Source organism: Domibacillus sp. DTU_2020_1001157_1_SI_ALB_TIR_016 (assembly GCF_032341995.1).
Taxonomy (GTDB): domain Bacteria; phylum Bacillota; class Bacilli; order Bacillales; family Domibacillaceae; genus Domibacillus; species Domibacillus indicus_A.
On record NZ_CP135438.1, the window covers coordinates 1,221,407 to 1,235,244 of the forward strand.

Annotated in this window: 10 protein-coding genes; 7 read left to right on the forward strand and 3 right to left on the reverse strand. The window is 40.5% G+C overall.

Going from position 1 to position 13,838, the window contains the following annotated elements; translation table 11 throughout:
- Positions 1-118 precede the first annotated feature (118 nt).
- From RRU94_RS05735 to RRU94_RS05750, 4 genes are all read left to right on the forward strand, one after another.
- Positions 119-1,528 (forward strand): glycoside hydrolase family 1 protein, encoded by a 1,410-nt coding sequence (locus RRU94_RS05735; RefSeq protein WP_315690843.1) that lies wholly within the window; start codon positions 119-121, stop codon positions 1,526-1,528.
- Between the two features lie 86 nt (positions 1,529-1,614).
- A complete protein-coding gene (locus tag RRU94_RS05740; RefSeq protein WP_315690844.1) occupies positions 1,615-2,322 on the forward strand; it encodes a GntR family transcriptional regulator in 708 nt (235 codons plus the stop codon).
- A gap of 270 nt (positions 2,323-2,592) precedes the next feature.
- Positions 2,593-2,841 (forward strand): hypothetical protein, encoded by a 249-nt coding sequence (locus RRU94_RS05745; RefSeq protein ID WP_315690845.1) that lies wholly within the window; start codon positions 2,593-2,595, stop codon positions 2,839-2,841.
- 896 nt (positions 2,842-3,737) lie between these two features.
- Entirely contained in the window at positions 3,738-6,257 is a 2,520-nt protein-coding gene (locus RRU94_RS05750) for a lipocalin-like domain-containing protein (protein ID WP_410492972.1), read from the forward strand.
- 860 nt (positions 6,258-7,117) lie between these two features.
- On the opposite strand, the gene RRU94_RS05755 is transcribed toward RRU94_RS05750, so the two are convergent.
- Together RRU94_RS05755 and RRU94_RS05760 are read right to left on the reverse strand one after the other, a co-directional pair.
- Complete coding sequence (locus tag RRU94_RS05755; protein ID WP_315690847.1) at positions 7,118-7,258, reverse strand: hypothetical protein; 141 nt, start codon at positions 7,256-7,258, stop codon at positions 7,118-7,120.
- 565 nt (positions 7,259-7,823) lie between these two features.
- Positions 7,824-8,534 carry a GntR family transcriptional regulator gene (locus RRU94_RS05760; RefSeq protein ID WP_315690848.1) on the reverse strand — a complete coding sequence of 237 codons (711 nt, stop codon included), beginning with the start codon at positions 8,532-8,534 and terminating at the stop codon, positions 7,824-7,826.
- A 189-nt stretch (positions 8,535-8,723) separates the two neighbouring features.
- Between RRU94_RS05760 and RRU94_RS05765 the strand changes: the two genes are divergently transcribed.
- From RRU94_RS05765 to RRU94_RS05775, 3 genes are read left to right on the forward strand one after another with little or no spacing between them, the layout of a single operon-like run.
- Positions 8,724-10,628, forward strand: a complete 1,905-nt coding sequence (locus RRU94_RS05765) for a beta-glucoside-specific PTS transporter subunit IIABC (RefSeq protein ID WP_315690849.1) — start codon at positions 8,724-8,726, stop codon at positions 10,626-10,628.
- Between the two features lie 12 nt (positions 10,629-10,640).
- Entirely contained in the window at positions 10,641-12,104 is a 1,464-nt protein-coding gene (gene bglA / locus RRU94_RS05770; protein WP_315690850.1) for a 6-phospho-beta-glucosidase BglA, read from the forward strand.
- A gap of 22 nt (positions 12,105-12,126) precedes the next feature.
- Positions 12,127-12,381 (forward strand): SemiSWEET transporter, encoded by a 255-nt coding sequence (locus RRU94_RS05775; RefSeq protein WP_251271812.1) that lies wholly within the window; start codon positions 12,127-12,129, stop codon positions 12,379-12,381.
- Between the two features lie 84 nt (positions 12,382-12,465).
- Here the strand turns inward: RRU94_RS05775 and RRU94_RS05780 are convergent, their stop codons facing one another.
- Complete coding sequence (locus tag RRU94_RS05780; protein ID WP_315690851.1) at positions 12,466-13,683, reverse strand: MFS transporter; 1,218 nt, start codon at positions 13,681-13,683, stop codon at positions 12,466-12,468.
- Between the last annotated feature and the right edge of the window lie 155 nt (positions 13,684-13,838).

Here is a 13,838-nt window from a genome sequence, read left to right on the forward strand (position 1 = left end):
CTGAAATTAGGGTAGTCAAGTACTCAAAAAAAAGGATATAATCAAATTAAATTTGTACCTATAAATATAATATATAATTATGAATTAAATAAATAGGCATAAAAACGGAGGATTTAAGATGAAGTTTTCACACGATTTTTTATTTGGAGCAGCTTCGGCTTCTTATCAAGTAGAAGGAGCATGGAACGAAGATGGTAAAGGGGTAACTAACTGGGATGTCTTTTCAAAGATCCCAGGAAAAACATTTGAAGGCACAAACGGGGATGTAGCGATCGATCATTATCACCGTTATAAAGAAGATATTAAATTAATGGCCGAGATGGGGCTTGAATCGTACCGGTTTTCTGTTTCGTGGGCACGTATTTTGCCAACAGGAGACGGAGAAGTAAATGAAAAAGGCTTGGAGTTTTACAACAATATCATCAATGAATGCTTAAAATATGGAATTGTCCCGTTTGTAACGCTCTACCATTGGGACTTGCCTCTGACGCTTGAAGAAGACGGGGGATGGACAAATAAACGGACAGCAGAAGCTTTCGTCAAATACGCAGACATTTGTTTCCGGGCATTCGGTGATCGTGTTAAACATTGGATTACGTTTAATGAAACGGTAATGTTTTGTGGATTAGGTTATCTAAAAGGCGCGCATCCGCCTGGTATACAGAACGACGAGAAAAAGTACTTTCAGGCAACGCACTATGTGTTCTATGCCCATGCAAAAGCGGTAGAAGTGTATAAGCAGCTGAATCAATACGGTGAAATCGGGATTACACATGTATTCCTGCCAGCTTACAGCGTAGACGATCAGGAGGAAAATATCATCGCTGCCCGTCATGCGAATGAATATGAAACATTTTGGTACTATGATCCGATCTTAAAAGGCGGATATCCATCTTATGTAACAGAGCAATTAAAAGAAAAAGGCTGGACGCCAAACTGGACAGAAGATGAGCTGGATACATTAAGAAGAAATGCAGATAAAAATGACTTTATCGGTCTTAATTATTACCAGCCGATTCGTGTAGAAAAAAATCACGAAGCGGTTTCGTCTGTGGAGCATTCAAGAGAAACCTCCACGTTAGCTCCTGGCAACCCATCTTTTGATGGCTTTTACCGGACGGTGAAAATGGAAGACAAAACGTATACGAAATGGGGCTGGGAAATCTCGCCTCAAGGATTTTTAGATGGGCTTCATATGCTTAAAGACCGTTATGGTGATATTAAAATGTACGTAACGGAAAACGGACTTGGAGACGAAGATCCGATTATTGAGGGCGAAATCGTAGATGTTCCGCGTATTAAATATATTGAGGAGCATTTAAAAGTGATTAAGCGTGCCATCGGAGAAGGTATTCATTTAAAAGGGTATTACGCATGGTCTGTCATTGACCTGCTGAGCTGGCTGAACGGGTTTAAAAAGCAATACGGGTTTATTTACGTTGATCATAATGATGGTCTAAACCGCAAGAAGAAACTGTCGTTTCATTGGTACAAGCAAATCATTGAAACGAGAGGAGAAGAGCTATAAGAAAAATCAAAACCTCTTGATTTCAGTCAAGAGGTTTTGTGTATAATAAAGACAAATATGTATTGAACGAATGATAGGGAGATTATATGGCTGTAAAATATAAAGAAATAGCGGATCGTTTAGAGTCAGACATTCGAGAAGGAAAGTTTGGTCAAACGAAAAAACTGCCTACAGAAGATGAATTGATAAAACAGTTTGAAGTGAGCCGAAATACAATTCGAAAAGCCATTCTCCAGCTGGTGAATCGCGGCTATATCTATCAGGTGCAGGGCAGCGGGATGTTTTTAAGAGAGGAATCCGGAACAGATTATATTAATCTGGGGAGCCTTAGAGGGTTAACAAAAGATTTGGCTTCAAAAACCATTGAAACAAAAATTGTAGCTTTACAGGTAATAGAAGCAGATGAAGCAAAAGCACAGCAGCTTCGCTGCGAAGCAGGCACGAAACTTTACTATATTAAACGGCTGCGCGTGGTCGATGATGAACCCTTCTCCATTGAAATCAGTTACTTTAAAAAAGATATTGTGCCATACTTAAATGAAGAGATCGCTGCAAGGTCTATTTATAGTTACTTGATAGACGACTTAAAATTAAACATCGGCTTTGCGGACAAAGTCATCAACTGTGAAAAAAATGATGAAGTAAGTGCAGAATTACTTCAGGTGAATCCACAAGATCCAGCCCTGATTGTTGAAAATACAGTATGCTTAACGAACGGCACCATTTTTGAATGGTCCCAATCCATTTTTCATTATCAAAAAGCAAAAATTTTAAATCGAATTAACTTTAAATGAAATACAATTAAAACGGTTAAGACTTATGTTCTTAACCGGTTTTTTATCATTTCTGGAGAGAGTATCCCCGCTTCAACCGTTAAATAAGTGGGTGGAAGTCCAATTGGACCCTTAAAATTAATTTCGATTTGTACCTAATTTAAAATATTTTTGTTTATATAGTCTGCGGATGGGTAAAGAATAGGTTAAAGAGAAGTTTAGTAGCTTAGTAGCGTGACGTGTGTTGTGACAGAGGCAGCTGGTACCTATTTTGCACAACAGGAGGATGCTATGGAGAATAAGAAGAAAAAGTTTATCACCCCGACAGAAGCCATTAAAGCGGTAAATGAGGGAGCCATTGTTCGATATGAGAAAAAGGATGGCTATTCGGAAATTAAAAAAAAGAAAAAGAAATACGCATTTACCGACAATGCCAATGACAAACCGCCGCTTACTTATTATGGAGACATGCGAAACCTTAAAAAAACAGTGAATGGACCGGATTGCAGGGAGGCTCTTTACCTGATAGAAGTTAAATAACCAGAATATGTTTTATTTTTCAATGATAGCTTGAGTGAAAGGATACAATAACATATCCTTGTTAATAGCATTTTTTAAATAAGACAGCCGTTCATTTGGCTGTCTCTTTTGTGTTTCATTATAGACAATTAAACATGAATCCTAGTTCAAACTGTTTTGTATCAACTGTTTGAAATTACGATCGGATTCAATAAGAAAAATAAAGGATGCCAGAGCCTTTGACAGATCAGCGGTTATTAGTTCAAAGTCATTATCTATCATAACCCCCTATAGAAAAGGGGGTTTTACAATTAAAACAGTTTAGAAGAGCGAATTAGATATACATTTATTTTGGGAATGACGATCAAACTGTATTTAAAGAATGAAAACTTTTGCATAACGGGTATATTTAAAACCATCTATAATAAGACAAGTTGTTAAAAATGGTATGTTTATTTTTCTTAAGAAGGTAAACTTGTGCGATCAAGTTATGAAGTTTATTTTGGGAATTTTCCGACTTTTCGCTATTGTTTAATGACGGAAAACCTGATAAAATCTCATTATAAGCGGTTTATTATCGTAAGTATAACTTTTAAGGATTGGAGTGATCTATAAAGATAACCTTAAGTAAGTGGTTAAATTGGTACGTACATTTATGTAACCGCTTAATTTTTTATAAGCATATCTGAAAATATCCTTTTCTGCTCTGGTTTCGATACAGAGGAATATTCTGTTCGTTCGGAAAATTATGTACGATTCACTACTAAAACCTGATAGGTCAGGCTTATTCGCATCGTCAATATGTTTGGTGGAACGGGAGTGGAAGAAGTGGATTCATTTTCGTGTACGTTAACGAAGGAGGAGAAAGATTGAAGACGAAAGGGTATGTTAAAAGGTTCCTATCTGCTTTTCTTGTAATGCCATTGTTAATACCAGGCAGCGCTCTTGGCAGTGAACAGACAAGTAATGCTGAACCGATTGAGTTCAGAAATGCTTCTGTCCATGATCCATCTATCATTAAGGACCCTAAAACGGGAACTTATTATGTATTTGGTTCACACATTGACGGGGCTAAATCAACGGATTTAGTAAATTGGGATAAATTTACGAATGGATATACGACACCAAATAATAAAATATATGGCGATTTGTCAGCAAATCTTGCCGAGTCGTTTGAATGGGCTGGAGAAAATGATGCAGACAGCAAAGGCGGCTATGCAGTATGGGCTCCAGATATTTTTTGGAATAAACACTATGTAAATGAAGATGGTACAAAGGGTGCTTATATGATCTACTACAGTGTGTCTTCCACTTATATCCGCTCCGCAATCGGTATAGCAGTGTCAAAGAATATTGAAGGCCCGTTTAAATATATAGATACGATTATGTACTCAGGATTTACCGATAAGGAAGCTTATGACCGAAATAGTGAGGTAAATAAGCACTGGGAGAATACAAATATCGAAGATCTTGTTGAAGATGGCAGTATCGATGGAGTAAATCCAAATTGGTTTACTGAAAGTGGGGAGTACAATAATAAACTTTACACCAATGCCATTGATGCTAATATCCTCCAGTCTGAAAACAATAAGTTATATATGACGTACGGCTCCTGGTCTGGCGGGACCTTTATTTTAGAATTAGATAAGAAAACAGGGCTGCCGAAGTATCCAGGAAAAGATGGAAAAACAAAAGACGGGAGAATGGTTGACAGATATTTCGGCACAAAAATTGCTTCTGGCTATGGAAGATCTGCAGAGGGAACATATGGCGTTTATGACAAACAAACAGACTATTATTATCTCTATATCACGTATGGTGGTTTAGCGTCCGATGGCGGCTATCAAATGAGGCAGTTTAGATCAAAGAATCCTGCCGGCCCATATGTCGATGCAAAAGGAAATCCTGCCGTTTTTCCAGAATCATTTGATATTGGAGTTGGAAACTTCCCGGGCAATGACGACCATAAAGATATCGGTAACAAAATGATGGGTAACTTCTTGTTTAAAAGAGATCTTGGTGAGCCGGGAACAGGAAACGGTATCGGATATCTTTCTCCGGGTCATAACTCTTATTTAATTGACCAAGAGCTGGGCAAGGAATTTATCGTAACCCATGCTCGTTTCCCGGAGCAAGGGGAGATGCACGAGGTACGTGTACACCAAACGTTTAAAAATAAAGATGAGTGGCCGGTGCCGACACCATATCGTTATGCTGGTGAAACGATTAAAAAAGTTTCAGAAGCAGATGTAATAGGTGACTATAAGTACATTAATCACGGAAAAGAAATTACAGGCGAACTGACAGAGTCAACGTGGATAACATTCAACAAGGATCACACCATTTCAGGTGCTATAACAGGTACATGGGAACTTTATGGGAACTACCGGGCAAAAGTAACGATTGATAACGAAGGTACGTATGATGGTGTATTTATTCGCCAATATGACTCTGTTTCTCAAAGCTGGGTCATGACGTTTAGTGCCATGTCAGATGAAGGAATTGTCGTTTGGGGAAGTCATGTAGAAGCTTCCTCTGATCAAGAATTAGTAAAGGCTGTTAAACAAGAGTTAAGTACTAGTTTGCCATCAACGGTAATTAGCAGCTTTACACTTCCAAAAGTGGCAGCCAGAGGAGCCGAAATTATATGGGAATCTTCTAGTCCAGAAATCATTTCTACTGAAGGAGTGGTCACACGGCCAGGTTTCGGTTCTGAAGATGCGGTGGTAGACTTAACCGCTACGATTAAAATGGGGGATGCAATAGAAACCTTCACAATAAGTGTTACAGTAATCGCAAAAGCAGAAGGTAGTTTATCGGCTTTCTACGACTTTAATGATGGGCTTAAAGATCGTTCCGGAAATAAAGGAGAAGCAGCCGTGACAGGGGATCGTCTCAATAATACAGGAGGACAAATTACATTTGCCGAAGGTAGGGTGGGACAAGCCGCTAAGTTTAATGGAAGCTCTGGACTGCGTTTAGCTGAAGGCTTAATTACGGGCGACACGTACACTGTATCATTATGGGTGAAACCAGATCAAATCACTGAATTTACAACGGCGTTCTTTGGCGCAGAAACCCCTAATAATTGGATCAGTATTGTACCAAAAACCTCTTGGGGAAATACAATGGTTTGGTCACATAATGGCGACACCTGGTATGATGCCGTTACAGATAAGACCATCCCGGCAGGTGAGTGGACACATTTGGCTTTCACGGTCAATGAAAGAAACGCTGTTCTTTATATCAATGGTGAAGCAAAATATACAGGAGGAGGCTTTCCACATGTATTTACCTCCCTTGATGCCGTGTTTGGCTTAGGCGTAAACTACTGGGATACTCCTTTCAAAGGGTTAATGGACGAGGTGCGTGTTTATGATGGAGTAGCTCTTCCGGCAGAAGAAGTACAGTCTCTTTACGAAAATCCGAATGAATAATTGACAGCTAATGATGATTAAAAAATTATATAAGTGAGAATTAAAAGGTATATACAGGAGATATTACAAAATATTTACTTTCGTTTTTAAACAGCCAGTTGCCGGTGTGTGATCGGCGACTGGCTATTTACATTCTAATAACTTCATTTATGCAGAACATACATCAGTGGAGGAATGGGCATTTCTACAACTTATCCAAATTGTTTAAAGAAGTTATGAAGTATCTAAGCAGGGAAATCAATTTCGAAACAAAGTTTGATCGTTTTACATTTTGGAGTGACCTTGATGAATGCAATAAAAGCCTTTATCAAGAGGAATTTAGCGGCGTTAAAGAAGCATATGGAGACGAAAAACATGTCTTCGAACTGAAAATCATTTTAAATATAAATTCAGTTTTGTGAAGCCTGCCGGACGAAGACTCCTGCGGGAAGTACAGGGAGTCGGGAGACCCCGCAGGCACAGCCGGGGAGGCTCTCCCACTGCCTTAGGATGCGCGAAGGCCGGCAGGATTCCCTTATCGGCTCTTTTTTAAAAGCAAAAGACTACGTCAACACACTGAGACAGCCGTTTATTCGACTGTCTCTTTTATATTTAATTGGAGGCAATTAAACATGAACTATGGTTTGAAGCGCTGTTATGCCACCTGTTAGAAATAAAGAACGGTTTTAATGAGAAAACGAAGGACGCTAGATGCTTTAACAGGGCGAATGTAACTTTGTTAAACGAAAGGGAAGAGGCTGAAAAGGTTGAAATAAAAGACAGCCCCACTTTACAATTACGCTTTCTGTATAAACATGAACTAAGCACTAGCACAACATAAAAACCCCACGAAGGACGTTTGTTTTAAATCCTTGTTACGTTTATTCCGTATTCACCGGGTATGCTCCAATTTTAAGTTGATAAACGATTATTATAACCATAATGACTGAAACAGTGGCCATATAAATCACATGTACGGTTTCAGAAGCAAGCATAGCTTTGATTTTCTTCCATTTCTTCATTCGCTTCACTCCGATCCTTCTCATAGTCGTGACCGGTAATTGCGGCTAAATCTCTTTCGAGTGCATCCGTTTGTTTAAATACGTACACCTTATATTTATGATTGGGTTCATTCGGTTTTGACCATAAGAATTTATAAATTCTAGTGGCCAATTGTTGAAACAAGCTGTATTTACAAATATTGATTTTATCCATGAGTGATCAATCTATATAAATGACCTGCTGTCAGTAGTATATTAAACATGTTTCAAATTGTGCAAAATTCAAAAAAAGTTCCCAACAAGCCGTATCAAGAATTATCATACTGGCTTGACTTCATGTAAGATGAAGCATCCATTAATTTGCACTTGATTAGATGGGCAGCAACTTCATCCACCAATGTGATTTTAAAAAATGGTCTGGGTGACTTCTGTCTTTAAGCAAGCTGCTTCAACCAATAGGAGTTTCAATTTTTTTCGGAAACTCTAAATATACAATAGTCATACCAGACAGAGAAAGAATGCTTGGTCGAGATAGCTTACCCTATCGCAATGTAACCCAGCAGATTAAAAAAAGCGAACAGCCATTTTAAGAAAAATGACTGTTTGCCTGGATAAAGAACTGTGACTGCTGGTAGTTATAGGTCACTTTTGAGAAGTTAAAGGGCTGTCCGTTTGTTAAATGAAAAACACTTTCCACTAAAAGCTTAGGGTCTCCATTTTTTAAGCCCAAATACTCCGCTTCTTCCTCGTTTAGCTTATCTACATGCAAGTACACATCTGAAAAGCCGACCTTTAATCCCAATCCTTCTTTAATGTAGTTAAAGATTGATTCGGTCACAATTTCATTATTTAAATAAGTAATGATGGATTTATTATAGTAGGATTCTTCTAAACATAGCGTCTGCTCCTGAATATAGCGAACCCGTTTAACGTAATACACTTCCTCATCGAGTCCAATATTTAAATTATGGGCTGCTTCCTGGGTAGGTGTTCTAACTTCTAGTTCAACCACTTTAGATGTAATTTTGTAATCCTCTAAATCCTTTTTAAATCCCTGGTTAGAAAGCAGGCTAATATAGCCTTTTCTTTTATGCCTTCTGACAAAAATGCCGCTGCCCCGAACTTGAAAGACAACGCCTTTTCTTTCTAACAGATCTAATGATTTCGTAATCGTGCTTTTGCTCACTTCAAACTGTGCCATTAATGTTTCTAATACAGGCAGTTTATCTCCCTGTTGAAGCGCATGGTCTTCGATGTATTTTTCAATTTCTGCTGCGATTTGCTGGTATTTTAACATAATCCGTCCTCATTTATTTATTGGTGTTATTCACTTTATTTATAACAGCATTATAGCATAAACTGATGAACGACCCTTCTTTTAAATTATTTACAAATAAAACTTTTATTTGAGTATTGATAAATTATACCGGTACAATTATAATGAAAGCGTATAAAAAAACAAAACGTAATTAAAGGAGGGTTTCAAATGTCCGGGAAAGTGAGAGATTATTCTCAGCTTGCAAAAGATATTTTAGAAGCAGTTGGCGGAGAAGAAAATGTCATTGGAGCGACACGCTGTGCGACACGGCTAAGACTAGTGCTGAAGCGGTCCAATCCAAAAGCAAAAGATAAAGTAGCATCCATGCCAGGCGTGATCACCGTAGTAGAAAACGGCGGCCAGTTTCAGGTCGTGATTGGCCAGCATGTAGGGGAAGTGTACGAGAAGTTTGCTGGATTAGTAAACCTGCAAGCAACGGATGTACAAAATGAAAACAAAGGAACGGTTGTAAACCGTATTATTGCAACAATGTCTGCGGTATTTGCGCCATTTATCTATATTTTGGCTGCAGCGGGTATTTTGCAGGGTGCGCTTATCATTATTAATTTATTGTTTCCCGGCTTTGCTGAAACAGGGACTTATCAAGTATTTAGTTTTATTTCGTGGGCACCGTTTACGTTCCTGCCGATTTTTATCGCGATTACAGCAGCGAATCATTTTAAAACCAATTTGTATATCGCAGTTGCCTGCTGTGCGGCACTAGTCAGTCCAACCTGGGCAGAAATCGCAGCTCAAATTACAGAAGGAAACAGCATGAATTTCTTAGGGCTTGCGCTGTCTCCAACGACGTATACATCGTCTGTATTGCCGCCGCTCTTTTTAGTATGGATTTTGTCTTACCTTGAAAGATTTTTAAACAAGAACATGAACGAAGTTGTTAGACCATTGCTTGTTCCATTATTATCCTTGGTCATTATGGTTCCGCTCACAATTCTATTGATCGGCCCTGTTACAACAGCGGGTGCGACTGGAATTGCAAACGGATACAACTTCTTAGCTGAAAATGCACCGGCTGTAGCGGGAGCCATCATCGGCGGATTCTGGCAAGTGATCGTAATCTTCGGCGTTCACTGGGGCATTACGCCAATGGTACTGGCAAACTATGATTTATACGGCCGCGATTCGTTCCAGGCGTATCAAACGATCGCCGTTATTGCACAAGTCGGTGCAGTACTCGGTGTGATCTTAAAAGCAAAAAGCCAGGAAACACGCAAAGTCAGTGTGTCGGCTGGTGTAACCGGACTGTTTGGTATTACAGAGCCAGCCATTTACGGGGTCACATTACGATTTAAAAAGCCATTTATTTTCGGATGCGTTTCTGGTGCAATTGGCGCGGTTGCGGCAAGTTTCTTTAATCCATATTACTTTGCTTACGCAGGACTTCCAGGACCGCTTACCATTGTAAACGGAATCAATCCAGAGTACCCAATGTCTATCTGGGGGATTTTACTCGGTGCTGCGATTGCGATCATACTTCCTATCGTATTGATTCAAATCTTTGGATACGGTGAAGACACAGCCAAAAAAGCAGACAATAAACTTGCCGCAGAAGAGGGACAAAAAGAGGTTTCGGCACAATCAACTGACCTTGATAACAATGAAGAAGCAATATACGCTCCATTTAACGGCAAAGTGATCCCGCTTTCCGAAGTACCGGATGAAGTATTCAGCTCAGGTGCTATGGGGCAGGGGCTGGCGATTGAGCCGACAGACAACAAGCTGCATGCTCCATTTGACGGAACGGTTGTGATGGTGGCACCAACCAAGCATGCAATCGGTCTTCGTTCAGAATCAGGAGTTGAATTGCTTGTCCACATTGGCCTTGATACGGTTAACTTAAATGGAGAGCCGTTTGAATTGAAAGTAGCCGATGGCGATAAATTCAAAAAAGGTGATATCCTGATCCAATTTGATAAAGACTTCGTTCACAGCAAAGGGCTGACAACGATCACACCAATTATCATTACAAATTCAAGTGCTTATCAAGAAGTAATCGTTGAAAATGTCCAAACAAGTACATTAAGTGACAGACTGTTTACGGTCGTAAAATAAGGAGGAAAAACAATGACAAACATGCCAAAAGACTTTTTATGGGGCGGCGCACTAGCCGCCCACCAATTCGAAGGTGGATGGAATCAAGGCGGTAAAGGGCCAAGTGTCGTAGACGTAATGACAGCGGGCGCGCATGGAGTGCCAAGAAAAATTACCGACACGGTTGAAGAAAGCGAGTTTTACCCAAATCATGAAGCGATTGATTTCTACAATCGCTACAAAGAAGATGTTGCTCTGTTTGCGGAGATGGGATTGAAATGCCTGCGCACATCAATCGGCTGGAGCCGCATTTTCCCAAAAGGCGATGAAGCGGAGCCAAACGAAGAAGGGCTGCAATTTTATGATGATCTATTTGATGAACTGCTAAAGCATGGCATTGAACCGGTGATTACCCTGTCTCACTTTGAAATGCCGCTTCATCTGGCACGGGAATACGGCGGATTCAGAAGCCGAAAAGTCGTTGAGTTCTTTGCCAAGTTTGCTGAAGTATGCTTTAAGCGTTATAAAAACAAAGTGAAATACTGGATGACATTCAACGAAATCAACAATAAAATGGATGTCCGCAACCCGCTGTTTTTGTGGACAAACTCCGGCGTGATGGTTAAAGAAGGCGAAAATGCAAAAGAAGTCATGTATCAGGCTGGGCATCATGAGCTGGTTGCCAGTGCATTAGCGGTCGCAAAAGGGAAAGAAATTAACCCAGAGTTCCAAATTGGCGCGATGGTGTCTCACGTACCGATTTATCCCTACTCCTCTAATCCGGAAGATGTGATGCTGGCGGAAGAAGAAATGAGACAGCGTTATTTCTTCGCGGATGTACAAGTGCGCGGCTATTACCCAAGCTATGCGCTCAAAGAATTTGAAAGAGAAGGCTACAGCATTCCGTTTGAAGACGGAGATGAAGAAATCCTGCGCAATGGTAAAGTCGATTACTTAGGCTTCAGCTATTATATGTCGACAACGGTTAGAAGCGATGTAAAACAGGATAATGCAGGAGATATCGTAAATGGCGGACTGCCGAATGGCGTAGAAAATCCTTACATCAAATCAAGCGACTGGGGCTGGGCCATTGATCCAACGGGACTGCGCTACACATTGAACCGTTTCTATGACCGTTATCAAGTTCCGCTCTTTATCGTTGAAAATGGATTTGGTGCGATTGATACAGTAGAAGAAGATGGATCTATCCATGACACACAAAGAATCGATTACTTGAAATCACATATCGAAGCATTAGAAAAAGCCGTAACATACGATGGCGTTGACTTGATGGGCTACACACCATGGGGAATTATCGATATCGTATCTTTCACAACAGGTGAAATGAAGAAGCGCTACGGCATGATTTATGTGGATCGTGACAATGAAGGAAACGGTTCAATGAAGCGTTTCAAGAAAGATTCATTTGAATGGTACAAAAATGTCATTGCGACAAACGGCCAACAGTTAGAGCCTGTAAGCCAGGTGAAAAAATAATCGCCAGGAAAAGAGATGAACGATGAGTCTTTTCACAATCATTGGTATTTTAGGCGCCAGCCTGACCACTTTATCCTTTTTGCCTCAAACGATTAAAACGCTCAAAGAAAAAAATACAGAAGGCATTTCCCTGCTGATGTACAGCATGTTTGCAGCAGGACTGGCTCTTTGGGTCGTGTACGGGGTTTTCACGAATGACTTGCCGGTTATACTGGCCAACTCCATTACCTTATTTTTTGCCTTAATTATTCTGGGGCTGAAAGTGAAGTATAATTAAAAAAAGCTGGACTTTTGTCCAGCTTTTTTATTATGTTCTACGGCTCATTCATTCCTTAATTCCGGCCTGCTGAGTGGCGGCGTTTTAAGACATCTCATGAATTTCTTTTACGCGCTTATCGCTCGGAAGCAGCCACGTTAACAGGCCGAGCAGCGGTAAACAACTGCAAAACAGCATCACAAGCTGAAGACTGTAGACATCAGCTAACTTGCCAAAAACCACTGCGCCGATGGCTCCCATGCCAAAAGCGAGCCCCACAATTAACCCTGAAACAAGGCCAATCTTACCCGGAAGCAGTTCCTGCGCATACACAACGGTCACACTAAAGCTCGATTGAATGATAAAGCCGGCCAAAATAAGCAGCGGCGCAGTAAATACGATGGAAGCATGAGGCAATAATAGAGTGAATGGCACGGCGCCGAGCATAGAAAAAAGCAAAATATTTCGTTTTCCGAAACGATCGGCTAACGGACCTCCAAAAAATGTGCCAAACACGCCCATTACCATAAATAAAAATACATACAACTGCGCACTTTTGATTGATAAATCAAATTTTTCAATGGCGTAAAACTGAAAGTAGTTTAAAATGCCGGCACTATACCACGAGCGGGCGAATACTAGAAAGATCAGAAGGCTTATCGCAAACACAATTTCTTTGTTTATGGTAAGAGGATCAGACGCTTGCTTTTTGTTAACATGCTTTCGGACAGCCACTTCCCCTTTGTACCACTTGGACACGCCATATAAAATCAAAACACCAAGACCCGCCAACAGAACGAACCAAATTGTTCCGAACTGGCCAAGCCCGATAAAGATAAAGGCGGTAAACAGCGGTGCCATAGACTGGCCGGTATTGCCGCCTACTTGGTAAATGGATTGGGCCAGACCTCTTTTTGCTCCTGCAGCCATGTACGCTACACGGGAGCCTTCCGGGTGAAAAATAGCCGATCCAAATCCAATAAACAGCACCGAAGCCAGCACAAAATAAAAGTTTGGTGCCACGGCCAAACCGACCATGCCGATCATACTTAGACACATCGAGATGGGCAGCAGAAAGGGAGACGGCCGTTTATCTGCCAAGACGCCAAATACTGGCTGCATAAGGGATGAAGTCATATTCAGTGCAAAAGCGATCCAGCCGATCTGTGTATAGTTTAGATTCATCGACTTTTCAAGAATCGGGAACAGTGCCGGTACAACTGACTGCATACAATCATTTAAAAAATGCCCTAAACTAATGGCAAACAAGATACGGTACATGGTGACGGACTGTACTTGCTGTGGTTTCGCCGCTGTGTGCATATGTATTCCTTCCTTTCATACAAAAATGGCTCTGGGAGTAAGCCATGATTGAATATTGGCTGGCCTTTAGCAGAATGAAGGCTCTCCTGGCAAACTGTGAAGAGCACCTCTAAATTTTACCATAGGGGAAAGTGAGTAAGTAAAAGTATTAAAAA